We start from the raw sequence: 23859 nt of genomic DNA on the forward strand, positions 1-23859 counted from the left end.
ACTAACGCGATGTTTCCGGCTCGCTCGCGGGGAGGCATCGTGGACGTCAACACGGACCGGCAGTCCGAACAGGAGCAGGCCGCGGCCGCGCGGGCCGCGGACCGCACCGGCGAGCGGCAGGCCAAGATCGCGTTGCTGCGCAAGCCCGGCGGCATCGCCGAGGCCGACGAGCCGAGCCGGGTGGCGACCCGGATCGACCGGCTCGGCCGCTACTACCCCGACATCCGGCCGGTGAGCCCGGCGGCGATCGCGGCGGGCGACCCGGCGGCGATGACGGCCGCGGGCGCGATCCTCGAACGCATCGTCCTCACCGACGACCTGCTCGGGGTCGGCTACCTCGAAGGCGGCGTCACGGCTTCGGGCGCCGTCGGCCGGGTGAACATCCGCAACGCCCAGGGCAGGCTGATCGGCTACGGCACGGGATCGCTGGTGTCACCGGAACTGCTGCTCACCAACCACCACGTGCTGCCGGACGCGGAGACCGCCGGGTTCAGCGTCGTCGAGTTCGACTACCAGGACGGCGTGGACGGCCTGCCCCGGCCGGTGCGGGCGTTCCCGCTCGACCCGGACCGCTTCTTCGCCGCCGACCAAGGGCTCGATTTTGCGCTCGTCGCGGTGAAAGCGGCCGATGGCGAACTGCGCCCCTTCGGCTTCAACCGGCTGATCGGCAGCGAGGGCAAGGCGATCGTCGGCGACTTCGTCACCATCGTGCAGCACCCCGGCGGCGGCAAGAAGCAGGTCGCGCTGCGGGAAAACCGGGTCGTCGACGTCCTCGACGACTTCCTGCACTACGAAACCGACACCGAACCCGGGTCGTCCGGGTCGCCGGTGTTCAACGACCAGTGGGAGGTCGTGGCGCTGCACCACGCCAGCGTCCCGGCGGCGGGCCACGCGGAGTACGGCGGGTTCCTCAACGAAGGCATCCGGGTCAGCAAGCTGCTGAAGTTCCTGCGGGGGCAGTCGTTCCCGCCGGCGCAGCAGGCACTGCTCGACGGGCTGGCCACCCGCCCGGAACGCGCGCTGCCGGCCGCGGCCAACGGTTCTGCGCCGGTGCTGACGCTGTCGATGCCGTTCGACATCCGGCTGCGCGCCGAACCGCTGAGCGGGCGGATCGACCCGGACTACTCGAACCGCGAAGGGTACGACCCGGCCTTCCTGCCCGGGCACACCGTCCCGCTGCCCGGCCTGTCGGAGACGCTGCTCCCCCTGGCGGCGGTCAACCGCCAGGCCACCGGCGAGCCGCGGTACGTCCTGCCGTACCACCACTTCAGCGTCGTCATGCACCGGGAGCGGCGGCTGGCGATGTTCACCGTGGTCAACATCGACGGGCGCACCAGCCGGGCGCTGCGGCGCGAAGCCGACCACTGGTCCCTCGACCCGCGCGTGGCCGTGACCGAGCAGATCGGCGAGGAGATCTACCGCGACAACCCGCTGGACCGCGGGCACCTGGTCCGCCGGCTCGACCCGGCGTGGGGCGCGACCGAGGCGGTCGCGCAGCTCGGCAACGACGACACGTTCCACTTCACGAACTGCTCGCCGCAGCACAAGGACTTCAACCAGAACAAGACCACGTGGGCCGGGCTCGAGGACTACGTGCTGAACAACGCGGCCAACTTCGGCCTCAAGGTGAGTGTGGTGACCGGCCCGGTGCTGGCCGCGGACGACGACCACTACCGCGGTGTCCAGCTGCCCCGCCAGTTCTGGAAGGTGGTCGCGATGGTGAAGACGGACGGCACCCTCTCGGCGACGGCGTACCTGCTGAGCCAGGAAGAGCTCATCCACGGCCTGGAAGCGGCGACCGAGTTCGACTACGGCGCCTACCGCACGTACCAGGTGCCGGTCCGCCGGATCGCCGAGTTGACCGGCCTGTCGTTCGGTGAGCTCGAAGCCGCCGACCCGCTGGCCGGCCTGGAGTCCACGAGCCAGGCCCAGGAGATCCGCACGGCGGCGGACCTGGTGCTCTAGCTCGTCCGTCCACTGAGGATTTCGAACGCGTGGCGGCGGTGCTCGGCGAAGAGCGCGAGCGCCGTCTCGCGCTCTCCGGTGCGCAGGGCCGCGACGAGTTCGCGGTGCTCCGCGGGGATGCCCGCCAGGTAGCCGTCGGTGGCCAGGCCGATCCGGGTGAGCAGGAACAGGTGCACCTGCGAGCGGATCGCCTGCCAGGCCTCGAGCAGCCGGCGGTGCCCGGCGGCGGCGTACACCGCGTCGTGGAACTCGAGGTCGCACCGGACCATTTCGTGCTCGTCGAGCGCGCGGTCCATCCGCCTGACCACCGCGTCGAGCGCGGCCAGTGCTTCTTCGCCCGCGTGCTCGACGACCCGCTCGACGGCGAGGTGCTCGAGGGCGGCCCGCAGGCTGTCCAGCTCGGCGACGTCCTCCTCGGACAGGGAGGTGACGGTGGTGCCTCGGTGCCACTCGCCGCGGACGAGACCTTCGCGCTCCAGCCTCAGCAGCGCCTCCCGCACCGGGCCGCGGCTGACGCCCAGCGCTTCCGCCAGCTCGACTTCGCGCAGCTGGCTGCCGGGGGCGTAGACACCGTCGAAGATCGCCTCCCGGATCCGGTCCGCGACCTCGTCGGCCAGCCCGCGGCGGCGGGCGGGAACCAGCGAACCACTCATGTCGCAATGTTAACATTAGGACATGACTCCCTCCCTCCCCCGGTTCCACCTGGCGATGCCGGTCGACGACCTGGCCGCGGCCCGGCGGTTCTACGGCGAAGTCCTCGGCCTCGAGCAGGGCCGCAGCGCGGACACCTGGGTCGACTGGAACCTGCACGGCCACCAGTTCGTCACGCACCTCGCGCCGGCCGGGCCGCAGCGGGTGCACAACCCGGTCGACGGCCACGACGTGCCGGTGCCGCACTTCGGCCTGATCCTCACGATCCCGCAGTTCCAGGCGCTGGCCGAGCGCCTGCGGGCCGCGGAGGCGGAGTTCGTGATCGAGCCGTACGTCCGCTTCGCCGGCCAGACCGGCGAGCAGTGGACGATGTTCCTGCTCGACCCGGCGGGCAACGCCCTGGAGTTCAAGGCCTTCGCCGACGATTCCCAGGTGTTCGCGGCCTGACCGACCACCCGATCGGGCCGACCGGCGGTCACGGACACCACACCCCCACTCACTTTGGGTACCCGGGAGGCGCGGAGCGTGCCTGATCACGGGAGAACTGATGGAACCAGCCGACGACGAGCCGGACGCGGCGCTGCTCGCCGCCCTGCGGGCCGGTGACCTCGACGCGGCCGGGCGGCTCTTCCGGCGGCACCTCGAGCCGCTGCGGCGGACGGCCGGGGCCTGGGCGCGGCAGCCCGCCGAGCGGGACGACCTGGTGGCCGAGACGTTCGCCAGGGTGTTCACGATCGTGCGGGCCGGTGGCGGGCCGCAGGACGAGCTGCGGCCCTACCTCGTCGTGACGCTGCGCAACCTGGTGGCGCGGTGGAGCCGCCAGCGCAGCCGGGTGGAGCTGTGGGCCACCGTCCCCGAAGCGGCCGCCGGTGGCGCCGACGAACTCGCGCTGCACCGCTCCAACGCGCGGCTGGTGTGGTCGGCCTACTGCACGCTGCCCGGCCGCTGGCGGACGGTGCTCTGGCGCACGGAGGCCGAGGGCGGCACGCCGACGGAGGTGGCACCGTCGCTCGGGCTCTCGCCGAACAGCGTCTCGGCGCTGGCGATGCGGGCCCGTGAAGGGCTGCGGCAGGCCTACCTGCAGGTCCAGGTGCCGGAGGCGGAGGACCCGGGCTGCCGCGAACCCCGCCGCCGCATGGGCGCCTGGATCCGCGGCGCCCTGTCACCGCGCCGGGCGGCGATCGTGGCCGAGCACGTGGCCGGCTGCCCGTCCTGCCGGCTGGTCACCCGCGGCCTGGTGGAGGCGAACCGCGAGCTACCCGGCTCGGCGGCCCGGCTCACCGGCTGATCCGGAGGTCGGGGCGCCGAGGAGCACTCCACGCAGCGGCCGAGCGACCGGCTCGCCGGACACCGGCCGCAGTCCCGCTCACGAGCCGAGCACAGCGCCCGCGTCGCCGAAGAGCCGGGCTGTGCCGTGGGCTCGCTTGAAGTACAGGTGGGCTTCGTGCTCCCAGGTGATCGCGATACCGCCGTGCAGCTGGATCATCTCCGCCGCCGCGTGGGTGAACGCCTCGGTGCACACCAGGTTCGCGGTCGCCACGGCCTCGGGGTCACCGTCCACCAATGCCGCGTACAGCGCCGAGCGAGCCGCCTCCACGTGGACGTGCACGTCGGCCATCCGGTGCTTCAGCGCCTGGAACGACCCGATCGGGCGGCCGAACTGCCGACGCTGCTTCGTGTACTCGACCGTCAGCTCCAGCGCCCGCGCGGCCGCCCCGGTCTGCTCCGCCGCGACGGCGATCGTCGCCACGTCGCGCAGCTTCCGCAGCGCCTCGGCGAAGCCGCCCGCGTCGAGGCGGCGGGCCGGGGTCGCGGTGCATTCCACGACCGCGAGCCGCCGTCCCGGGTCCATGCTGGTCACGCGCGAACGGCGCACCCCTTCGACCGGCACCTCGAACAGGCCGGCGCCGTCGTCGGTGCGGGCCACCGCGAGCAGGACGTCGGCGAGGTCGCCGTCCAGGACGTAGTGCGCGCGGCCGTCGAGCCCGGTCTCCGACGCGCGCAGGGCCGGCGTGCCCCATCCGTCCACATCGGACCAGGCCAGCGCGGCCAGGGTCGTGCCCGCGGCGACGCCCGGCAGCAGCCGCTCGCAGGCTTCGTCGTTCCCGGTGCGCAGCAACGCCTCCCCGCACAGCACGGCCGAACCCAGCATCGGTGCGGGGGTGAGCGTCCGGCCGAGTTCCGCCAGCACGACGCACGCTTCGGCGAGCCCGGCACCCGCGCCGCCGTAGTGCTCCGGGATCGCCAGTGCGGCGACGCCGATCTGCTCGCAGAGCGTCGACCACAGCTTGTCGTCGTAGCCCAGCGGCGACGCCATCGCCGCCCGCACCGCCTCGGGCCCCGACCGGCGCGCCAGCAGCGCTCGGACGGCGTCCCGCAGCGCCCGCGCTTCCTCGGTCTCCAGCGGATCCGTCATCGCAGGACCCGCGCCCGGTGGAAAGACCCGGTCCCCCACGCCCCGGCCAGCGCGCGCACCTTCGTCAGCCGGAGGCCGAGGTCGTGCTCGGCCGTGTAGCCGATGGCGCCGTGCACCTGCAGGGCGGTCCGGGCGGCGAGGTTCGCCGCTTCGCCGGCCATGACCTTCGCCGCCGAGACGTCGCGGGTGAAGGTGTCCCCGGCGACGGCCGCGCCGTGCAGCAGTGGCCGGGCCAGTTCGAGCCGGGTGGCGACGTCGGCGAGCAGGTGCTTGATCGCCTGGTACTCCCCGATGGCCCGGCCGTACTGCTTGCGCTGCTTCGCGTACGCCACCGACGTGTCGAGCAGCCACTGCCCCGCGCCCAGCAGCTGGGCGGCCACGGCCAGCACACCGCGGTCGAACGCGGGCCCGCCCGCCCGCCCGGCCGCGGCCGTGACCCGGAACAGCCGCCGCGGCGGGTCGATCGAGCGCACCGGCCCGGGTTCGGCGGCGAGTTCCGCGCCGGTGAGGTCGAGGACCACGCCCGCGACGTCGGCGTCGAGGGCCAGCGGTACCTCCGGCGGCGCGACGACGGTGGCCACGAGGTCGCCTTCGGCCAGCGCGGTGAGCCGGTCGCCGGTGAGCAGGGCCGGTGCGACCGCGGCCGACTCGGCGACCGGGCCGGGGACGGCGTGGTAGCCGAGCGCCTCGCAGGCGACCACGAGGTCCACCGGCCCGGCGCCGAGGCCGCCGTGTTCCTCGCCGACCAGCAGCGCGAAGACGCCGACGTCGGCGAGCGCGCGCCAGAGCTTGAGGCCGCGTTCGTGCTCCCCCGCCGCCCAGGCGCGGGCGGCGGCCGCGGTGTCGGCCCCGCCGAGCAGCTCGTGCAGGGTCGCGGCGAACTGCCGTTGCTCCGGCGAGAGCAGGAACCTCATCGGCGGGCCTCCCTCGGGAGCTTCAGCAGCCGTTCGGCGATGGTGTTGCGCTGGATCTGGTCGGTGCCGCCGTAGATCGGCCCGGCGAGGGAGAACAGGTAGCCGTTCACCCAGGCCTGGTCGGTCTCCGCGGCCGGGCCGAGCACGTCCAGGGCCGTCTCGTGGAGCTCGACGTCCAGGTGCGACCAGAACAGCTTGTTCACGCTCGACTCGGGGCCCAGCTCGCCGCCCTCGGCCAGCCTGCTGACCGTCCCGAACGTGTAGAGCTGGTAGGCGCGCGCGCCGATCCACGCATCCGCTACCCGGTCCCGGGTGGACTCCCCGGCGCCGCTCGACCGCCAGAGGTCCACCAGGCGATCGGCGGCGGCGAGGAACCGGCCCGGGCTGCGCAGCGACAGCCCGCGTTCGTTGTTGGCCGTCGTCATCGCGACGCGCCAGCCCTGGCCGACCTCGCCGATCACGTCCTCGTCCGGCACGAACACGTCGTCGAAGAAGATTTCGGCGAACCCGGGTTCGCCGTCCAGCTGCGGGATCGGCCGGACCGTCACGCCTTCGGCCTTCAGATCGGCCATGAAGTACGTCAGGCCGTGGTGGCGCTGGGCTTCCGGATCCGTGCGGAACAACCCGAACGCGCGGTCGGCGAAGGACGCCCGGGAGCTCCACGTCTTCTGCCCGGAGAGCAACCAGCCGCCGTCGGCGCGCACCGCCGTGCTGCGCAACGCGGCGATGTCGCTGCCCGCCTCGGGCTCCGACCACGCCTGCGCCCACACCTGCTCCCCCGTCGCCATGGCGGGGAGGATCCGGTCGCGCTGCTCCTGCGTGCCGTGCGCGAACAACGTCGGCCCCAGCATGAAGATCCCGTTCTGCGACACCCGGCCCGGCGCACCCGAGGCGTAGTACTCCTCCTCGAACAGCAGCCACTGCAGCATCGACGCGTCCCGGCCGTGGTACTCCCGCGGCCACGACACCACCGACCACCGCGCCTCGGCGAGCTCGGCTTCCCACTCGCGGTGGGCTGCGAAGCCCTCGGCGGTGTCCATCGACGGCAGCGAACGCACATGCGACGCGAGCCACGCCCGAGCTTCGTCACGGAAGGCGGCCGAGGCCTCGTCGATGTCGAGGTCCATCACGCCTCCTTGTTCGCGTCACGCATCGACCGCGCCGACTGCCCGCCGAGCGAGTCCTCGGACGTTTCGGCATTGTGCGCGTGCGCCAAGTGGTGCAGCCCGAACACCGAGTCCATCCCGGACCGCAGACCCATCAGGTCTTCGGCCTGGTTGACGGCTTTCTTGGCCAGGGCCAGCCCGAACTGCGGCATCCCGGCGATCTTGTCCGCGAGTTCGAGAGTGCGCTCCTCCAGCTCGGCCCGCGGGACGATCCGGGTGACCATCCCCCACTCCTTGGCCTGCTGCACCGTGAACCGCTCGCCGGTGAACAGCACTTCCTTCGCCGCTCGCGGACCCAGCACCCACGGGTGCGCGAAGTACTCCACGCCCGGGATGCCCATCCGCACCACGGGATCGGCGAAGAAGGCGTCGTCGGCCGCGACGATCAGGTCGCACACCCAGGCCAGCATCAACCCGCCCGCAATGCAGGCGCCCTGGATGCTCGCGATCATCGGCTTCGGGATCTCCCGCCACCGGCGGCACATCCCCAGGTACACCTCCGATTCGCGAGCGAACCGCTGATCACCGCCGACCCGGTCGGTGTGGTCCCACCACAGCACCGCCCGCCGGTCGAACGGCACATCCACATCACGGCCGGGCGTGCCGATGTCGTGGCCCGCCGAGAAGTGCTTGCCCTCCCCCGCCAGCACGATCACCTTGACGTCGGGATCGTTCACCGCGTCGGTGAAAGCGTCGTCGAGGGCGTAGGTCATCGCCGAGTTCTGGGCGTTGCGGTACTCCGGCCGGTTCATCGTCACCACCGCGACCGGCCCCCGCCGCTGCGACCGGACCACCGTTTCACTCATGCGTTCTCCTCGGTCAGCAGCCGCTTCAGCACCTTGCCGGAAGCGTTGCGGGGCAGGGCGTCCACGAACTCGACGTACTTCGGGTTCTTGTAGTTGGCCAGCCGTTCGCGGCAGAAGGCGAGGACAGCCTCCTCGGTCAGCCCGGTCCCGACGACGTAGGCCTTGCCGACCTCGCCGAGCCGCTCGTCCGGGACGCCGACCACGGCGACGTCGCGGACCCCGGCCAGCTCGGTGAGGGCGTTCTCGACCTCGGCCGGGTAGATGTTGAAGCCGCCGCTGATGTACATGTCCTTGAGCCGGCCGGTGATGGTGAGGTTGCCGTCGGCGTCGAGCTCGCCGACGTCGCCGGTGTGCAGCCAGCCCTGCTCGTCGATCGCCTTCGCGGTGGCTTCGGGGTCGTCGAGGTACCCGAGCATCACGTTGGGGCCGCGCAGGACGATCTCGCCCGGCGAACCCTGGATCGCCACTTCGAAGCCCGCGGTCGCCCGGCCGGACGTGCTCGCGACGAGTTCCGCGGGATCCCCCGGCCGGCACATCGTCACCATCACGGCCTCGGTGAGGCCGTAGGCGGTCAGGACCGTCTCGAACCCCAGCTCCGCTCCCATCCGCCGGACCAGCGAGGCCGGCACGGTGGCGGCCCCGGTGACCGCGAGCCGCAGCGACGACAGATCGCCCTTGCGCGGTTCGTGCAGCAGGGACTGGAAGACCGTCGGCGCGCCCGGCAGCACGGAGATCCGCTCCCGCTCGATCACCCGCAGCGCCTCGCGGACGTCGAACACCGCCTGCGGGACGATCGTCGCCCCGGTCAGCAGGCACACGACGATGCCCGCCTTGTAGCCGAAGCTGTGGAAGAACGGGTTGATCACCAGGTACCGGTCGTCCGCGGTGACCTGGCCGCACTCCGCCCACGCGGCGGCGACGTCGGCCGTCTGCCGGTGGGCGGAGAGCACCCCCTTGGAGCGGCCGCTGGTGCCGGAGGTGAAGAGGATGTCGCTGACGTCGTCCGGCGCGACGGCGTCCGCCCGCGCCTCGGCTTCGGACGGCGGGACTCCCTCGGCGCGGGCCAGGAACTCGTCCCAGCCCAGCGTGCCCTCGACCGGCCGGTGCGGCTCCTGCAGCGGCACCCGGACGACGGTGGCGAGGTCCGGCAGTTCGGCACCCGTCTCGCGGATGGCGGCGTGGCGGTCGGTGCCGAGGAAGTCGGCGGCCACGACGAGCGCGGTGGCGCGGCCGCGGACGAGCAGGTCCACCGTTTCGATCGCGGTGAAGCGGGTGTTGACCGGGATCAGGGTCGCGCCCGCGTAGAGCGCGCCCAGCGCCGACAGGACCCAGTGGTGGGTGTTGGGCAGGGCGATCGCGACCCGGTCGCCCGCGCGGACACCGCACGCGGCGAAGGCCCGCGCGACGGTCTGAACACGTTCCAGAAGCTGGTCGAATCCCAGCCGGACCGAGCCGTCGACCAGCGCCTCCGCGGACCCGAACTTCGCGGCGGCATCACGGACGACGGCCGGGATCGTGGTCTGTCCCACCACTGCCTCCTCTGGACCGACAAAGTAGAACGTGTTCTCATTACCCTAGGTGCCGGACCCGCCCGGCAGCAAGGAGGCGTGCGTGGAACCGTCGCGATTCCGCCGTGAGGTCGCGGACTGGCTGGCCGGCAACCTGACCGGCGAGTTCGCCCGGCTGCGCGGGCTCGGCGGACCCGGGCGGGAGCACGAGGAGTTCGACCTGCGCCTGGCCTGGGAACGCCACCTGGCCGCGGCCGGGTGGACCTGCGTCGGGTGGCCCGTCGAGCACGGCGGCCGGGGTCTCTCGCTGGAGGAGCAGGTCGCCTTCCACGAGGAGTACGCCGCCTCGGGCGCGCCCGCCCGGGTCAACCACATCGGCGAACAGCTGCTCGGTCCGACGCTCATCGCGTTCGGCACGCCCGAGCAGCAGGCCCGCTTCCTGCCGAAGATCGTCGCGGTCGAAGAGCTCTGGTGCCAGGGCTATTCCGAACCCGGCGCCGGCTCCGACCTGGCCGCGGTCTCGACGTCCGCGGTGCTGCGGGACGGCGAGTGGGTCATCAACGGCCAGAAGATCTGGACCTCACTGGCGCACGTGGCCGGCTGGTGCTTCGCCGTCGCCCGCACCGAACCCGGCTCCCGGCGCCACCACGGCCTCTCCTACCTGCTGGTCCCGCTGCGGCAAGAAGGCGTCACCATCCGGCCGATCCAGCAGCTCACCGGCACGTCGGAGTTCAACGAAGTCTTCTTCGACGACGCCCGCACGCCCGCCGACCACGTCGTCGGCGCGCCCGGCGAGGGCTGGAAGATCGCCATGGCCACCCTCGGCTTCGAACGCGGCGTCTCCACCCTCGGCCAGCAGATCGGCTTCCGCCGCGAACTCGACGACATCACCGCCGAGGCGAAACGGCTCGGCACCTACGACGACCCGCTGCTGCGCGCCGACCTCGCCCGCGCCCGGATCGGCCTGCGCGTGCTGCGGGCCCACGCCCTGCGGACGCTCGGCCAGGCCGCCGGACCCGAAGTCGCCGTCGGCAAGCTGCTGTGGGCGCAATGGCACCGCGGCCTCGGTGAACTGGCCATGCGCGCCCGCGGTGCTCGGTCCCTCACTTCCGACGGCGACGAGCTGGACGAGTGGCAGCGGCTGTTCCTGTTCACCCGCGCCGACACCATCTACGGCGGTTCCGACGAAATCGAACGCACCATCATCGCCGAGCGCGTCCTCGGCCTGCCCCGGGAGGCTCGCCCGTGATCCCGTCCTACCCACCCGGCCACGACCTCCTCCAGGGGAAGGTCGTGGTGATCACCGCCGCCGCGGGCACCGGCATCGGGTCGGCCGTCGCGAAACGCTGTCTCGAAGAAGGCGCGCACGTGGTGATCAGTGACTGGCACGAGCGCCGCCTGAAGGAGAAGGCCGCCGAACTCGGCGACGTCCACGCGATTGCCTGTGACGTCACCCAGGAAGACCAGGTCCAAGCCCTCGTCGACGGCGCGGTGGACCACTTCGGCCGGATCGACGTGATGATCAACAACGCCGGGCTCGGCGGTACGAAGTCAGTACTGGAGATGACCGACGACGAGTGGTCCCGCGTCCTCGACATCACCCTCAACGGCACCTTCCGCTGCACCCGCGCCGCCCTCAAGCAGTTCGTCGCCCAAGGTGGGGGCGGCGCGATCGTCAACAACGCGTCCGTGATCGGCTGGCGCGCCCAGGCCGGCCAGGCCCACTACGCCGCCGCCAAGGCGGGCGTCATGGCGCTGACCCGCTGTTCCGCGCTGGACGCGGCCGAGCACGGGGTCCGGATCAACGCCGTCGCCCCCAGCCTCGCCATGCACCCGTTCCTGGCCAAGGTGACCAGCGACGACCTCCTGGAAGACCTCACCAAGCGGGAGGCCTTCGGCCGCGCCGCCGAGCCCTGGGAAGTCGCCAACGTGATGGTCTTCCTCGCCAGCGACTACGCCTCCTACCTGACCGGCGAAGTCGTCTCCGTCAGCAGCCAGCACCCCTAGGGAGTCCCCGTGCCCGAAGCCTTCCTCCTCGACGCGGTCCGCACCCCCGTCGGCCGGCGCGGCGGCGCACTGTCCGGCTGGCACTCGGCGGACCTCGCGGCCCACGTCATCAAGGCCGTCGTCGGACGCGCCGGCGTCGACCCGGACCTGGTCGACGACGTCATCCTCGGCTGCACCGACACGCTCGGCCCGCAGGCGGGCAACATCGCCCGCACCGCGTGGCTGGCCGCGGGCTTCCCCGACCACGTGCCCGGCGTGACCGTCGACCGGCAGTGCGGGTCGAGCCAGCAGGCCGTGCACTTCGCCGCCCAGGCCGTCATGTCGGGGACGCAGGACCTGGTGCTGGCCGGCGGCGTGCAGAACATGAGCCGCATCCCGATCAGCGCGGCCATGCTGGCCGGGCGCGAGTACGGCTTCGACGACCCGTTCTCCGGTTCGAAGGGCTGGCAGGAGCGCTACGGCAGCGCCGAGGTGTCGCAGTTCCGCAGCGCCGACATGATCGCCGAGCACTGGGACATCAGCCGGGAGGCGATGGAGGAGTACGCGCTGCGCAGTCACCGGCGCGCGCTGGCCGCGATCGACGAAGGCCGGTTCGACGCGGAAACCGTGCCGGTGGAAGAGTTCCGCCACGACGAAGGCCCGCGCCGCGACACCAGCCTGGAGCGCATGCGCGGCTTGAAGCCGCTGAGCGAAGGTTCCCGGCTGACGGCGGCGGTGGCCAGCCAGATCTCCGATGGCGCGAGCGCCGCCCTGCTGGCCTCGGAGGCGTTCGTGCGGGAGCACGGCCTGACGCCGCGGGCACGCGTCCACCACCTGTCGGTGCGCGCGGCGGACCCGGTGTGGATGCTGACCGGCCCGATCCCGGCCACCGCGCACGCCCTGCGCAGGAGCGGGCTCGGCATCGGGGACGTCGACCTGTTCGAGGTCAACGAGGCCTTCGCCAGCGTGGTACTGGCCTGGCTCGACGAAACCGGCGCGGACCCCGACCGGGTCAACGTGAACGGGGGCGGGATCGCCCTCGGCCACCCGATCGGGGCCACCGGCACCAAGCTCCTCGCCACGCTCCTGCACGAACTGGAGCGCCGCGGCGGCCGCTACGGCCTGCAGACGATGTGCGAAGGCGGCGGCACCGCCAACGTCACCATCATCGAACGGCTGTGACCTCGGACAACGCCGGTCAGCCGAGGGCGCGCAGCTTCGGCAGGACGTCCTCGGAGAACTGGGTCAGGAACCGCTCCTGGTCGTGGCCCGGGCCGTGGAAGACGAGGTGATTGAGGCCCGCGTCCAGGTACGGCTTGATCTGGGCGACGGCCTCGTCCGGGTCGGAGGCGACGATCCAGCGCTTGGCGACCTGGTCGATCGGCAGCTCGTCGGCCAGCCGCTCCATCTCCTCGGCGCTCGACACCGTGTGCTTCTGCTCCGCCGTCAGCGACAGCGGCGCCCAGAACCGGGTGTTCTCCAGCGCCTTCTCGTGATCGCGGTCGTACGACATCTTGATCTCGATCGTCCGGTCGACGTCGTCGACGGTCTTTTCGGCCGCTTCGGCGCCTTCCTTCACCGCCGGCATCAGCTTCTCGGTGTAGAGGTCCATGCCCTTGCCGGAAGTGCAGATGAACCCGTCCCCCGAGCGGCCCGCGTACTTGGCCACCACCGGGCCACCGGCGGCGATGTACACCGGCACCGGCTGCTCCGGCCGGTCGTAGATGTGCGCGTTGACCAGCTCGTAGTAGTCGCCCTTGAAGTTCACGTTGTCGCTGGTCCACAGCTCGCGGATCAGCTTGATCGACTCCCGCAGCCGCGCGAAGCGCTCCTTGAACTCGGGCCACTCGCGGCCCGAGACGGCGATCTCGTTCAGCGCCTCACCGGTGCCGACGCCGAGGATCACCCGGCCGTTCGACAGCAGCGACATCGTCGCGAACGCCTGCGCGATCACCGCCGGGTTGTACCGGAACGTCGGGGTCAGCACGCTCGTCCCGATCTGCACCCGCTTCGTGCGCTCCGCCACCGCCGGCATCCAGGCCAGCGCCCACGGCGCGTGCCCGCCCTCGTGCCGCCACGGCAGGAAGTGGTCGGACACCCACACCGAGTCCACCCCCACCTCTTCGGCGCGCACGGCGTACTCGACCAGGTCCCGCGGCCCGAACTGCTCCGCGGACGCCTTGTACCCGACCTTCAAAGCCACCGCTCATCCTCCCGTTTCCCGGCCGAGCCGCCGCAGGATCTCACCTGCCTCGGCGACTGCGCCCTCGACGATCTGCGCCACCGTGGGCAGGTCGTGGATCATGCCCACCACCTGTCCCGACGCTAGCACTCCCGCGTCCGTCCGGCCTTCGACCAGTCCCGCCCGCAGCAGCATCGGGGTGTTGGCCGCCATGACCAGCTGGCTCCACGTCAGATCGTTGCCGTGCTTCATCGCGAAGCCTTCTCGCAGCATCGCAACCGGGGACAGTCCGGTGATATTCCGGAAGCGCAGGGCGTTGCTCGCGGCCTGGGCCAGACCGCGGAGCCTGCCGGTGCGTTCGAGCTTCTCGACCAGCTCGGTGCGCAGCACGCGGTGCGGGAGGCCGTCGACGCGCCGGGTGACGACCGTCCCGGTGAGACCCTGCTCGAGGTAGCGGCGCTTGACCTCGTCGGGGACAGTGCTTTCCTTGCTCAGCAGGAACCGGGTGCCCATCGCGATCCCGGCCGCGCCGTAGGCCAGTGCGGCGGCGAGCCCGCGGCCGTCGAAGAAGCCGCCCGCGGCGACCACCGGGATGTCGACGGTGTCCAGCACCGACGGCAGCAGCAGCGTGGTGGCGACCCCGCCGGTGTGCCCGCCGCCTTCGCCGCCCTGGACGATGACGGCGTCCGCGCCCCAGGCCGCGACCTTCTCGGCGTGCCGGGCGGCCCCGACCGACGGGATCACGACGACGCCGTGGTCCCGCAGCTTGGCGATCATCTCCTTCCGCGGGGCGAGCGCGAAGGAGGCGACCTTGACGCCTTCCCGGATCAGCAGGTCGACGCGCTCGCCGGCGTCGGCCGCGTCGGCGCGGAGGTTCACCCCGAACGGCTTCTCCGTCCGCTTCCTGACCTCGGTGATCGCCGCTTCCAGCTCGCCGAACGTCATGGTGGCGGACGCCAGGATGCCGAGCGCCCCGGCTTCCGCGGTCGCCGAGACCAGCCGCGGCCCGGCGACCCAGCCCATCCCGGTCTGCACGACGGGGTGCTCGACGCCGACCAGCCGGGTCAGGGCCGTCTTCACGCCGGGACTTCCTTGTCACGCAGGTCCTTCGGGTCGAGGACCTCGCGGATGAGCCGCAGCTCTTCGTCGGTCGGTTCGCGGCTGGTCCCGGTGCCGGTGAAGTCGATGTCGAACGCCGTCGCCGCCACGACGTCGTCGCGGGTGACGCCCGGGTGCAGCGACACCGCGCGCATGGCGTGGTCCGGGCCGCCGAAGTCGAAGACGCCGAGGTTCGAGACGACCCGGTGCACGTCGTGGTACTTCTGCGCCGACAACCCCGCCTTCGCGGCGTTGTCGTACCCGACGCCCGACACGACGTCCACGGTCTCGACGAAGACCCGGGTGCTGTGCCGGGGCACCCAGTAGCTCGTGCGGTGGTTGATCGTGTTGCCCGGTGCGCCGCGCACGCCGAGCAGCTGCTTCCTGGGGCGGGCGTGGTCGCCGATGGCGGAGATGTTCTGGTTGCCGTAGCGGTCGATCTGGTTGGCGCCCATGAGCACGTGCCGTCGTCCGTGCGGGACGATCGTGTCGAGCATCTTGCGGAACGGCTGCCAGCCCTCGACCACCCCGTCGGCGGTCAGCAGGTGGGCCTCGCCGTCGGACAGCAGCAGGTCCGGCTCGAACGTCAGCCGCGCGAGTTTCGCGCCCAGCTGCGGGATGAAACCCATGGGGCTGGCCAGGATCTCGCCGTCGCCGCGGAACAGCTCGGCCACCGCCACCACGGCGATCTCGGCCCGGGTCGCGCTCATGCCGCCTCCGCCTCGAACTTGTCCACTTCGGACAGATACCGCCGCTCGTCACCGGACAGGAACCGGTCGACGAAGCCGGGCCACGCGTCGAGGTCCTTCGCGCAGGCCGCGTAGTGCCGCTGGAAGCGTTCGTCCCGGCCGTAGTCCGGCACCGCCGTGGTGAAGTGCGCCCCCCGCGGGGATTCGACGACGCCGTCGACACTGCCCCGGTTGAGCAGCAGCGACTGCACCGGGCCGCCGGCCAGCAGCTCGTCCGTGTCGACGAGCTTTTCCACCGACACGAAACACCTCTCGGCGGCCAGGCCGAACAGCTCGTCGAAGTACGGGTCCGGCCCCAGGTACTGGGCGTTGCCGCGGGCGTCGGCGCGGTTGAGGTGCACCAGCGCCACGTCCAGGTGCTGCGCCGGGACCGCGACGAGTTCCTCGCCGTCGTCGTACGGCGAGCGGACGGTACGCAGGTGCGGGTTGGCGCGCATGACTTCGGAGCCGAGCCCGGCCCGCGTGGGGAGGAACGGCAGCCGCTGCATCGCCGCCGACAGGGCCGTGCCGAACATGCCCTCGTCGTATTCGGTCACCTCGATCGCCCCGGTCTCGCGGGCGCGGCCGAACCACGGGTCGTACGGGATCGAATCCAGCGTGACGAACCCGAACACGACCCGCTTGACCTTGCCCGCGGCGCAAAGCAGCCCGACGTCCGGGCCGCCGTAGGAGACGACGGTGAGGTCCTTGACCGGGGTGCGGAGGATCGCGCGGACCAGGGCCATCGGCTTGCGCCGGGAGCCCCAGCCGCCGATCCCGACGGTCATGCCGTCCTTCAGCTCGGCCGCCACCTCGTCGGCGGTCGTGCGCTTATCGGCCATTCAAGAACTCCTCGCGGGCTTCGTCGGACGCGCCGAGCAGGTTGAGCTCGAAGGTGAAGCCCTGCTCGAAGCGGTAGCTGCGGTGCACCTGCTGGGTGTCGATGCCGTTCAACGCCTCCTTCGCCGCCCGGATCACCCGCGGGTCCTTGGCCGCGATGTCCCGCGCGACCACGAGAGCCGCCTCGTCGAGATCCGCGCGCGGCACCACCTGGTAGACCGAGCCGTGGGCGTGCAGCTCGGCGGCGGTGATCCTGCGGGCGGTGAAGTACAGCGTGCGCATCAGGTGCTGCGGCACCAACCGGGCCAGGTGGGTCGCCGCGCCCAGGGCTCCCCGCTCGACTTCCGGTACGCCGAAGGTCGCGTCTTCCGAGGCGATGATCACGTCGGCGTTGCCGACCAGGCCGATCCCGCCGCCCAGGCAGAAGCCGTGCACCGCGGCGACCACCGGCACCTCGCAGTCGTAGACCGCACCGAAGGCCGCATGACAGCCGCGGTTCGCACCCACCAGGGCGTCATACCCGGCACTGCGCTGGATCTCCTTGATGTCGACCCCGGCGTTGAACCCACGGCCCTCGGCGCGCAGGATCACCACGTGCACTTCGGGGTCACGCCCGGCCTGGGTGATCGCGTCGGCCAGGTCGAACCAGCCCTGCACCGGCAGCGCGTTCACCGGCGGGAAGTCGACCGTGACCACCTCGACGTGCCCGTCGCGTTTCGTGAGGATCGCCATCAGCTCGCTCCGTAGACCGGTTCGGGCTCGGGCGCGCGCTCGAGCAGTTCCTTGACCACCGGCCCGAGTTCCGCCGGCTCCCACCGCTCGCCCTTGTCCACGACCGGACCGTGCCGCCAGCCCTGCGCGAGCGAGACCTTGCCGCCCTCGACCTCGAAGACGCGGCCGGTGACGTGCGCCGACTCCTCGCTGCCCAGCCAGACGACCAGCGGCGAGACGTTCTCCGGCGCCATCGCGTCGAAACCGGTGTCCGGCCGCGCCATCGACGCGAACACCCCCTCGGTCATCCGGGTGCGGGCGGCCGGCGCGATCGCGTTCACGGTGACGCCGTAGCGGGCGAGTTCCGCGGCCGCCACCACCGTCAGCCCGGCGATCCCCGCCTTCGCCGCCGAGTAGTTGCCCTGCCCGACGCTGCCCAGCAGCCCGGCACCCGAACTGGTGTTGATCACCCGGGCCTGCGGGGTGCGCCCGGCCTTCGCCTCGGACCGCCAGTACTCCGCCGCGTGCCGCAACGGCGCGAAATGCCCCTTGAGGTGCACCCGCACCACCGCGTCCCACTCGTCCTCGCCGAGGTTGACCAGCATCCGGTCCCGGAGGAACCCCGCGTTGTTGACCAGCACGTCCAGGCGCCCGAACCGCTCGATCGCGGTCCCGATCAGCTCCTTGGCACCGGCCCAAGCGGCCACGTCCGAAGAGTTCGCCACGGCCCGCTCACCGACGGCCTCGACCACCTCCGCGGCCGCGTCGGCGTCCACGTCGTTCACCACCACCGACGCCCCTTCGGCGGCGAAGGCCAGGGCGTGCGCCCGCCCGATCCCCCGCCCGGCACCGGTCACCACGGCCACCCGGCCCTGGCACAACCCGCTCACGAATCCTCCCGATGGTTGACGTCGGCCGCGGCGAGGAACGCCGGGACCTCACCTCCGCCGTGCACCCGCAGGGTCGCGCCGGAAACGTAGGAGGCCAGGCCGGAGGCGAGGAAGGCGGCGCAGTGCCCGACTTCCGCAGGCTCGGCCAGCCGGCCCAGCGGCACGGTCTTCCCGACCGCCTCGACGGCGGCCTCGCTGCCGTAGTGCAGGTGCGCCTGCTCGGTCCGCACCATCCCGACGTCGAGGGCGTTGACCCGCACCTTCGGCGCCCACTCCACCGCCAGGCTCGCGGTCAGGTTGTCCAGCCCGGCCTTCGCCGCGCCGTAGGCCGCCGTTCCCGGCGAGGGGCGGGTGCCGCTGACGCTGGAGATCATCACGATCGACCCGCCGGAATCCTGCCGCTGCATCACCGCGTTGGCGTGCTGGGCGACCAGCAGCGGCGCCAGCAGGTTGAGCTGCACGACCTTCTCGTGCAACCGCGGTGACGCCTCGGCCGCCGACACGTACGGCGCCCCGCCGGCGTTGTTCACCACGACGTCGAGGCGCCCGTGCCGGGAGACGATCCCCTCGACCAGCGCGGCGACCTGCGCCTCTTCGCGGACGTCGCAGGCGACGAACTCCGCCTCGGTGGGCGCCGCGCGCCGCGCGCACACCACGACGTGGGCGCCGTGGGCGCGGAACACCTCGGCGATGCCCCGGCCCACCCCGCGGACGCCGCCGGTGACCAGCACCACCGTCCCGGCCAGGCCCAGCTCCGTCTTCACCGGCACACCACCTTCCGTCCCCAAAACTAGAACATGTTCTCGCTGGGGACAAGGTCGGGAGCCGAGCCGGGAAGCCTCCTACGGCTCCGGAGGGGAGAACTCGTTCCGGGCGATCCGCAACCCCGAGGCGCGCAGCGCGGCCTGCATGGCGAAGCGGGCGTCGGGATCGTCGAGGCGAGCACCGAAGGCCTGCTTCAGCTGGCGCACGCGGTAGCGGACCGTCTGCGGGTGCACCGCGAGGTCGACCGCGATCTTTTCGGAGTTGCCGCCGTTCTGCAGCCAGGACAGCAGGGTCTCGCCGAGCCGGTGGCGCGTCCGCTCGGGGAACTTCTCGAGCGGAGCGAGCTGCCGCCGGGCGACCTGGTCGGCCAGCGGCGAGTCGGACAACAGCCACAGCTCCGTCAGGTGGTCGGAGCACCACGTCACGGGAGCGTCCGGGAGCGCGCCCTCGGCCACCAGCCGCAGCGCGGCGCGCGCCCAGCGCAGGGAATGAGCGGCACCGCCGAGGTCGGTCGGCGGCCCGACCGCGATGCGGGTGCCGAGCCGCGTCAGTGCCCGCGCGTCCACCGGGGCCGGGAGCAGCAGGTACGGCTGCGGCGGGTCGAGGTCGGCGAGGACGTCGGGCCCCCACGCCGTGCTCACGGTCGCTTCCGCGGCGACCGCGGCCACCTCCCGCGGCACCGGCCAGCCCGCCGCGGCCGCCAGCTCGGCGAGGACCGCGTCCGGAACCGTGCCGGGGCCGGTCAGCAACCGCAGCAGCCGCCGTCGCAGGCCCACCCGGGTGCCCTCGATCTCCGCCCACGTTTCCCGGTGACCGCGGCTCGACATCCGGGCGAGTTCGTCCGCGTACCCGAACAGCATCTCGGCCAGCTGCGCCATGGCCGCCGACGACAGCCGGTGGCGCCGGCCCAGCCGCATGATCCAGCGCCAGCCGACCCGGGTGCCGACGCGGTAGGCCGCCTGCAGGTCGTCGAGCGTCCGGCCCTCCCGGGCTTCGCCGACGCCGAGCCGGCGGCACGTCTCGTACAGCCGTTCGCGGGAAGCCAGCGGATCCTCGACGAGGTCCACGAAGAGCTCGACCGCGCACTCGACGGCGTGGCGGGTCACCCGCCCGTAGGACCCGTCGCCCGGCCGGGCGTAGACGGGCACCGCCCGCCGGACCTCCCGGACGATCCAGTCCGCCAGGGCCGGCAGCGCCGGACGCATGAGCGCGGCGAGCTCTCTGCGCCGGATGACTTCCTCGCCGGCGTCCTGGGGCGCCGGAACCGGTTGCCGAGCACTGTCGCGGGACACCAGGATTCCTCCACCGGCAGGCGATCGACGCTCTTTCGGGGGTCCGGGTGGCCGAGCCCCCGGCCCGGGGCGCGGCCCCGGATGTCACAGTCCTTGCTTTACCGGAAAGTAAAGCAAGGAGTCCGTACAGTACACCTCCATGAGCAGGCAGAGTCCTCCTGATCGATCCAGCGCCCGCCGCAGCCCGGCGGCCCGGCCGACCGACGACGAGCTGCTCGACGCCGCCCGCGCGGTGTTCGCCGAGCGGGGGTACGCGCAGGCCACCATGGGCCTGATCGCCGACCGCGCCGACTCCACCAAGCCCACGCTCTACGCGCACTTCGGGGACAAGGCCGCCCTGTTCCGCACCACCGTCCGCCGGGAGGTCGCCGCGTTGCGCGCCTGGGTGATCAGCGCGCACGCGACGGCGAACGCGTGCCCGCTGGAGGAACGCGTCCGGATCTCGGTGATGGCCATGTTCGGCTACGCCGGCGCCCACCCGGAGAGCTTCCGGCTGCTGTTCGACTCGGCCGTCGACGAGATGTCGAACGAGCGCCGCGCGCTGGCCGATTCCATCGCCACCCACGTGATCGGCCAGGTCCGGGAGCACCTGCTCGCCCACGGCCGCCCGGTCGGCCCCGGCGCGGACCTGCTCGGCGAGATGATGGTCGGCCTGGTCGGGCGGGCCGCGATGCACGTCTCGCACTCCCCCGGCCTCGACCCGATCGCCGCCGGGGAACTGGCCACCGGGTTCGTCATGGCCGCGCTGCGCGGGCTGGATCCCACGCTGCTGGAGCGCCTCGACGACCCGCAGCCGGCCGCACAGTCCGCTACCTGAGCGTTCACCTCGGACCGTTTGTCACCGGCTGAACAATTTCCGGCGGTCCGCCGGAATCACCTCTTGCCGGGTTCGGCAACCACTGCGACGCTGCGATAACCGCAAGCGCCGCAGCCATTTCCGTCTCCCGCGGAAAGCGCTTGCCGACCCCTGTTTCCCACAACGAGGTGAGATCAGCCATGCTTCGCGCCCCCAAGAAGAACGTGTTTTCCGCCGTGGCCGCCGTCGGCTTCGCCGTCGCCGGGCTCACCGTGGCCGCCGCGCCTGCCGCCTCGGCCGCGCCCTGCACCGACATCGACGTCCCGGTGGCCCGCGGCACCGGTGAACCCGGCACGCTGGGCTTCATCGTCGGCGACCCGGTCTTCTCGGCCGTGCAGAACCGGCTGCGCCCGCGGTCGGTGAGCAGCTACCGCGTCGACTACCCCGCCGACCTCGGCGAGCCGGCGTCGGTGCAGAAGGGCAACACCGACCTGGTCGCCCACGTGCGGACGCAGGCCGCGGCCTGCCCGGCCCAGCGGTTCGTCCTGGTCGGCTACTCCCAGGGCGCCAACGTCGTCGACAACTCGATCGGCATCAGCAGCGACGGCGCCATCGTCGGCGGCCCGATCGTCGCGACCATCCCGGCGGATCTGGCCCCGCGGATCGCCGCGATCCTGTTGTTCGGCAACCCGATCCGCGCGATCGGCCGCTCGGTCACCGGCACCTACGCCGGCCGCACGAAGGACTACTGCGCCGCGGGCGACCCGATCTGCCAGGCGGGCGGGTTCAACATCCTGGCCCACCTGAGCTACGGGAGCAACGCCGGCGACGCGGCCGCCTTCGCCGCGAGCAAGGTCTGAGCCGTACCCAGAACCCGTGAATGCCCCGTCGAATTGCTCGACGGGGCATTCACGGGCTTTCTTCAGCAGTTCGAAGGTGCCGTTTCGCCGTTGAACCGCTTGACGATCCACTGGTGCGCGTCGGCGTTGCCGGCGAGGATGCCGCTCGCGTGTTCGGCCGGGTACGTCGTCCACTGCTCGCGCACGCCGGCCGCGCAGTACGCGCGGTGCAGGGTTTCCGCCTGCGGGGTGTTGACGATTTCGTCCGTGCTCGCGTGGTACTGGAACACCGGCACCCGCGGCGGGTGCGCACCGAGCTTGTTCTGCGCCAGCCGCGCCTGCCACTGCGGCGTCCCCAGCGGGTTGGACGTGGTGAAGTCGCCGATCTTCTTGAAGGAGTAGTTCAGCAGCAGTTCCGCGGTGCAGGCGTTCTTCTTCGCGTCGGCCAGCTGCCGGCGGCCGGTGTCGTTGAGGAACGAATCGAGCCGCAGATCCGGGTAGGCGGCGTCGAGCCCGACGGCGGCGAAGGCCAGGAACCCGAACCCGATGAACCCGTCGAGGCCCTTGGCGACTTCGGTCAGGTCGGCGGGCACCCCGCCCGCGACGACGCCGACGACGTTCAGCTCCGGCGCGTACGCGGGCTGCTTTTCGCCGGCCCACATCGATCCACCGCCGCCCTGCGAGTAACCCTGGAAGATCACCTTGGCGCTCTTCGACAGCCGCGCGGACGGCAGGTCCTGCGCCGCCCGCACCGAGTCGATCACGGCGGGCCCCATCGACTGCCCGGTGATGTAGGTGGGCACGGTCGCCGGCGAGTAGCCCTCGTAGTCGGTCACCGCGACCGCGTAGCCGCTGGAGAGCGAGTCGTTGATGGCAGGCTGGTCGTAGAGCGTGCCCCGTTCCATCGCCTTGGACGCCGTACACTTGAACGCCGGGCCCTGCGTGCCGACGGCGTAGCCGATGATCGGTGCCGTGGCCGGGTTCACCCCCTTCGGCACGAGGATCGTGCCGGTCACCGCGTTCCGGTTCCCGAGCGCGTTGGTCGAGAGGTACATGACCTGCCAGGCGTCGGCGTTGAGCGTGTTCAGCAGCGGCACCGAAGGCCGCCAGCGGATGACGTCACCCGGCTTGCCCGCCGGCAGCGGGGAGGGCGGGGTGTAGAAGGAGTCGTCGAACGGGCCGGGCAGCAGCGGGGCCGCACCGGCGGGCGGGTTCGCGGCCGCCACGCCCAGCGCGACCAGGCAGCAGGTCAGGAGCGCCGAAAGCACGGCGCGACGTCGGGCACGCTTCACCACAACCTCCATCGGGGAAAGGGACCGCGCTCAGGCCGGGAGGCCCAGCGCGCCGGCCAGGACCGGCCAGGACTGGTGCAGGGCCCGCTGCCAGTACGGCCAGCTGTGGGTGCCGGCCCCGTAGTAGTCGACGGTCACCGGGATGCCGGCCGTCTGCAGGCGGTCGGTGAAGCTGCGGGACGACATCTCCGCCGTCGACTCGAGGAAGTCCGCCTGGTTCGGCGGGTCGAGCGGCCCGGTCTGGCCGTTGCCGCAGGAGACGTAGAGCGCGGTGCCGCGCAGCTGGTCGATGTGGTCGTAGGGGTTGTTGGCCGTCCACAGCGTCTTCAAGCCGAACGCGTCGCCCCAGAGGTCGAGGTAGTTGTAGAACCCGCCGCGGGCCAGGATGCCGATGATCCAGACCGGCAGGCCAGGGTAGAGCGTGTTCGGCACCCCGCTGTAGGACGCGGCCGCGCCGAACATCCCCGGGTGCTTGAAGGCGTACGCCATCGCGCCGTACCCGCCGATCGAGAGCCCGGCGACGGCGCGGCGGGTGCCGCCGCGGTAGCCGCGCTCGACGATCTGGCGCACTTCGGCGGTGTGGAAGGTGTCCCAGTCCGGGGTGTTCCGCAGCCCGAAGTTCCACCACTTCGTGTACATCCCCGCCGCCCCGTCCGTCGGCATCACGACCAGGGCGTCCTTGGCCGCGGTGAACGCCTTGACGTCGGTGAACTGGTCCCACGAGCGGTAGTCGACCGGCTCGCAGCAGCCGTGCAGCAGGTACAGCACCGGCCAGGTGCGGGTGGGCTGCGCGGCCCAGCCGGACGGCACGATCAGCCGCACCATCCCGGTGGTGCCCAGTGCGGGCGAGCTGATCTGCAGGTCGACGGTCCGGGCGTCCAGCCACGTCTCCTGGACGACCTTCGCGCCGTCGTCGGCCACGGCCGGGCTCGCCTGCGCGGGCACCACGCCGGCCCCGGCGAGCAGGATGACGACGGACAGCGCCAGCAGGGCGATCCGCTTCATGGGGGCTCC

At 72.1% G+C, this 23859-nt stretch carries 24 protein-coding genes; 8 read left to right on the top strand and 16 right to left on the bottom strand.

Annotation, left to right across the window (positions count from 1 at the left end):
- Positions 1-39: 39 nt before the first annotated feature.
- Positions 40-1965 carry a DNA/RNA non-specific endonuclease gene (locus ABZX11_RS36950; RefSeq protein WP_354922198.1) on the top strand — a complete coding sequence of 642 codons (1926 nt, stop codon included), beginning with the start codon at positions 40-42 and terminating at the stop codon, positions 1963-1965.
- On the opposite strand, the gene ABZX11_RS36955 is transcribed toward ABZX11_RS36950, so the two are convergent.
- Positions 1962-2618 carry a GntR family transcriptional regulator gene (locus ABZX11_RS36955; protein WP_354922201.1) on the bottom strand — a complete coding sequence of 219 codons (657 nt, stop codon included), beginning with the start codon at positions 2616-2618 and terminating at the stop codon, positions 1962-1964. The two genes, ABZX11_RS36950 and ABZX11_RS36955, sit on opposite strands and share 4 nt — an antisense overlap.
- Positions 2619-2640: 22 nt before the next feature.
- Here ABZX11_RS36955 and ABZX11_RS36960 point away from each other — a divergent pair, with 22 nt between their 5' ends.
- Complete coding sequence (locus tag ABZX11_RS36960) at positions 2641-3063, top strand: VOC family protein (protein WP_176170124.1); 423 nt, start codon at positions 2641-2643, stop codon at positions 3061-3063.
- A gap of 100 nt (positions 3064-3163) precedes the next feature.
- A complete protein-coding gene (locus ABZX11_RS36965) occupies positions 3164-3904 on the top strand; it encodes a sigma-70 family RNA polymerase sigma factor (RefSeq protein WP_354922204.1) in 741 nt (246 codons plus the stop codon).
- 78 nt (positions 3905-3982) lie between these two features.
- On the opposite strand, the gene ABZX11_RS36970 is transcribed toward ABZX11_RS36965, so the two are convergent.
- The 5 genes from ABZX11_RS36970 to ABZX11_RS36990 are packed head-to-tail and all read right to left on the bottom strand — an operon-like array spanning position 3983 to position 9447.
- Positions 3983-5032: an acyl-CoA dehydrogenase family protein gene (locus ABZX11_RS36970; RefSeq protein WP_354922207.1), complete on the bottom strand. Its 1050-nt coding sequence runs from the start codon at positions 5030-5032 to the stop codon at positions 3983-3985.
- Positions 5029-5946 carry an acyl-CoA dehydrogenase family protein gene (locus ABZX11_RS36975; RefSeq protein WP_354922210.1) on the bottom strand — a complete coding sequence of 306 codons (918 nt, stop codon included), beginning with the start codon at positions 5944-5946 and terminating at the stop codon, positions 5029-5031. Before ABZX11_RS36975 ends, ABZX11_RS36970 begins: the two co-directional genes overlap by 4 nt.
- Positions 5943-7073: an acyl-CoA dehydrogenase family protein gene (locus ABZX11_RS36980; protein ID WP_354922213.1), complete on the bottom strand. Its 1131-nt coding sequence runs from the start codon at positions 7071-7073 to the stop codon at positions 5943-5945. Before ABZX11_RS36980 ends, ABZX11_RS36975 begins: the two co-directional genes overlap by 4 nt.
- A complete protein-coding gene (locus ABZX11_RS36985) occupies positions 7073-7918 on the bottom strand; it encodes an enoyl-CoA hydratase (RefSeq protein WP_354922216.1) in 846 nt (281 codons plus the stop codon). Before ABZX11_RS36985 ends, ABZX11_RS36980 begins: the two co-directional genes overlap by 1 nt.
- Positions 7915-9447, bottom strand: a complete 1533-nt coding sequence (locus ABZX11_RS36990) for a FadD3 family acyl-CoA ligase (RefSeq protein WP_354922219.1) — start codon at positions 9445-9447, stop codon at positions 7915-7917. The genes ABZX11_RS36985 and ABZX11_RS36990 overlap by 4 nt, the downstream gene beginning before the upstream one ends.
- Positions 9448-9529: 82 nt before the next feature.
- Here ABZX11_RS36990 and ABZX11_RS36995 point away from each other — a divergent pair, with 82 nt between their 5' ends.
- The 3 genes from ABZX11_RS36995 to ABZX11_RS37005 are packed head-to-tail and all read left to right on the top strand — an operon-like array spanning position 9530 to position 12594.
- Complete coding sequence (locus tag ABZX11_RS36995) at positions 9530-10675, top strand: acyl-CoA dehydrogenase family protein (protein WP_354922223.1); 1146 nt, start codon at positions 9530-9532, stop codon at positions 10673-10675.
- Positions 10672-11433, top strand: a complete 762-nt coding sequence (locus ABZX11_RS37000; RefSeq protein ID WP_354922226.1) for an SDR family oxidoreductase — start codon at positions 10672-10674, stop codon at positions 11431-11433. Before ABZX11_RS36995 ends, ABZX11_RS37000 begins: the two co-directional genes overlap by 4 nt.
- Positions 11434-11442: 9 nt before the next feature.
- Entirely contained in the window at positions 11443-12594 is a 1152-nt protein-coding gene (locus ABZX11_RS37005) for an acetyl-CoA C-acetyltransferase (protein ID WP_176170132.1), read from the top strand.
- Positions 12595-12610: 16 nt separating this feature from the next.
- Here the strand turns inward: ABZX11_RS37005 and fgd are convergent, their stop codons facing one another.
- The 8 genes from fgd to ABZX11_RS37045 all read right to left on the bottom strand — a co-directional run bounded on the left by fgd (position 12611) and on the right by ABZX11_RS37045 (position 19918).
- A complete protein-coding gene (gene fgd / locus ABZX11_RS37010; protein WP_354922230.1) occupies positions 12611-13615 on the bottom strand; it encodes a glucose-6-phosphate dehydrogenase (coenzyme-F420) in 1005 nt (334 codons plus the stop codon).
- 3 nt (positions 13616-13618) lie between these two features.
- On the bottom strand, positions 13619-14674 hold the full coding sequence (locus ABZX11_RS37015; RefSeq protein WP_176170134.1) for a nitronate monooxygenase: 1056 nt from the start codon (positions 14672-14674) through the stop codon (positions 13619-13621).
- Positions 14671-15402, bottom strand: a complete 732-nt coding sequence (locus ABZX11_RS37020; RefSeq protein ID WP_176170135.1) for a CoA-transferase — start codon at positions 15400-15402, stop codon at positions 14671-14673. Before ABZX11_RS37020 ends, ABZX11_RS37015 begins: the two co-directional genes overlap by 4 nt.
- Complete coding sequence (locus ABZX11_RS37025) at positions 15399-16262, bottom strand: CoA-transferase (protein WP_354922234.1); 864 nt, start codon at positions 16260-16262, stop codon at positions 15399-15401. The genes ABZX11_RS37020 and ABZX11_RS37025 overlap by 4 nt, the downstream gene beginning before the upstream one ends.
- On the bottom strand, positions 16252-16992 hold the full coding sequence (locus ABZX11_RS37030) for an enoyl-CoA hydratase family protein (protein ID WP_354922236.1): 741 nt from the start codon (positions 16990-16992) through the stop codon (positions 16252-16254). Before ABZX11_RS37030 ends, ABZX11_RS37025 begins: the two co-directional genes overlap by 11 nt.
- Positions 16992-17861 carry an SDR family oxidoreductase gene (locus tag ABZX11_RS37035; protein ID WP_354922239.1) on the bottom strand — a complete coding sequence of 290 codons (870 nt, stop codon included), beginning with the start codon at positions 17859-17861 and terminating at the stop codon, positions 16992-16994. Before ABZX11_RS37035 ends, ABZX11_RS37030 begins: the two co-directional genes overlap by 1 nt.
- Positions 17858-18625: an SDR family oxidoreductase gene (locus ABZX11_RS37040; RefSeq protein ID WP_176170139.1), complete on the bottom strand. Its 768-nt coding sequence runs from the start codon at positions 18623-18625 to the stop codon at positions 17858-17860. Before ABZX11_RS37040 ends, ABZX11_RS37035 begins: the two co-directional genes overlap by 4 nt.
- Positions 18626-18703: 78 nt before the next feature.
- A complete protein-coding gene (locus tag ABZX11_RS37045) occupies positions 18704-19918 on the bottom strand; it encodes a helix-turn-helix domain-containing protein (protein ID WP_354922243.1) in 1215 nt (404 codons plus the stop codon).
- Positions 19919-20057: 139 nt separating this feature from the next.
- Between ABZX11_RS37045 and ABZX11_RS37050 the strand changes: the two genes are divergently transcribed.
- Both ABZX11_RS37050 and ABZX11_RS37055 read left to right on the top strand, forming a co-directional pair.
- Positions 20058-20735 carry a TetR/AcrR family transcriptional regulator gene (locus tag ABZX11_RS37050; RefSeq protein WP_176170140.1) on the top strand — a complete coding sequence of 226 codons (678 nt, stop codon included), beginning with the start codon at positions 20058-20060 and terminating at the stop codon, positions 20733-20735.
- Positions 20736-20914: 179 nt separating this feature from the next.
- Complete coding sequence (locus ABZX11_RS37055) at positions 20915-21574, top strand: cutinase family protein (protein WP_354922247.1); 660 nt, start codon at positions 20915-20917, stop codon at positions 21572-21574.
- A 62-nt stretch (positions 21575-21636) separates the two neighbouring features.
- Here the strand turns inward: ABZX11_RS37055 and ABZX11_RS37060 are convergent, their stop codons facing one another.
- Both ABZX11_RS37060 and ABZX11_RS37065 read right to left on the bottom strand, forming a co-directional pair.
- Positions 21637-22845: a lipase family protein gene (locus ABZX11_RS37060; protein WP_354922250.1), complete on the bottom strand. Its 1209-nt coding sequence runs from the start codon at positions 22843-22845 to the stop codon at positions 21637-21639.
- A 30-nt stretch (positions 22846-22875) separates the two neighbouring features.
- A complete protein-coding gene (locus tag ABZX11_RS37065) occupies positions 22876-23850 on the bottom strand; it encodes an alpha/beta hydrolase family protein (RefSeq protein WP_354922253.1) in 975 nt (324 codons plus the stop codon).
- Positions 23851-23859: the final 9 nt, after the last annotated feature.

Source organism: Amycolatopsis sp. NPDC004169, assembly GCF_040610315.1.
In the GTDB taxonomy this organism is placed as follows: domain Bacteria; phylum Actinomycetota; class Actinomycetes; order Mycobacteriales; family Pseudonocardiaceae; genus Amycolatopsis.

Excerpts from the sequence above, each read along its gene's own strand:
- ABZX11_RS36955 (WP_354922201.1), bottom strand. The coding sequence starts at position 2,618 with ATGAGTGGTTCGCTGGTTCCCGCCCGCCGCCGCGGGCTGGCCGACGAG.
- ABZX11_RS36960 (WP_176170124.1), top strand. The coding sequence starts at position 2,641 with ATGACTCCCTCCCTCCCCCGGTTCCACCTGGCGATGCCGGTCGACGAC.
- ABZX11_RS36965 (WP_354922204.1), top strand. The coding sequence starts at position 3,164 with ATGGAACCAGCCGACGACGAGCCGGACGCGGCGCTGCTCGCCGCCCTG.
- ABZX11_RS36970 (WP_354922207.1), bottom strand. The coding sequence starts at position 5,032 with ATGACGGATCCGCTGGAGACCGAGGAAGCGCGGGCGCTGCGGGACGCC.
- ABZX11_RS36975 (WP_354922210.1), bottom strand. The coding sequence starts at position 5,946 with ATGAGGTTCCTGCTCTCGCCGGAGCAACGGCAGTTCGCCGCGACCCTG.
- ABZX11_RS36980 (WP_354922213.1), bottom strand. The coding sequence starts at position 7,073 with ATGGACCTCGACATCGACGAGGCCTCGGCCGCCTTCCGTGACGAAGCT.
- ABZX11_RS36985 (WP_354922216.1), bottom strand. The coding sequence starts at position 7,918 with ATGAGTGAAACGGTGGTCCGGTCGCAGCGGCGGGGGCCGGTCGCGGTG.
- ABZX11_RS37020 (WP_176170135.1), bottom strand. The coding sequence starts at position 15,402 with ATGAGCGCGACCCGGGCCGAGATCGCCGTGGTGGCGGTGGCCGAGCTG.
- ABZX11_RS37025 (WP_354922234.1), bottom strand. The coding sequence starts at position 16,262 with ATGGCCGATAAGCGCACGACCGCCGACGAGGTGGCGGCCGAGCTGAAG.
- ABZX11_RS37030 (WP_354922236.1), bottom strand. The coding sequence starts at position 16,992 with ATGGCGATCCTCACGAAACGCGACGGGCACGTCGAGGTGGTCACGGTC.
- ABZX11_RS37050 (WP_176170140.1), top strand. The coding sequence starts at position 20,058 with ATGAGCAGGCAGAGTCCTCCTGATCGATCCAGCGCCCGCCGCAGCCCG.
- ABZX11_RS37055 (WP_354922247.1), top strand. The coding sequence starts at position 20,915 with ATGCTTCGCGCCCCCAAGAAGAACGTGTTTTCCGCCGTGGCCGCCGTC.
- ABZX11_RS37065 (WP_354922253.1), bottom strand. The coding sequence starts at position 23,850 with ATGAAGCGGATCGCCCTGCTGGCGCTGTCCGTCGTCATCCTGCTCGCC.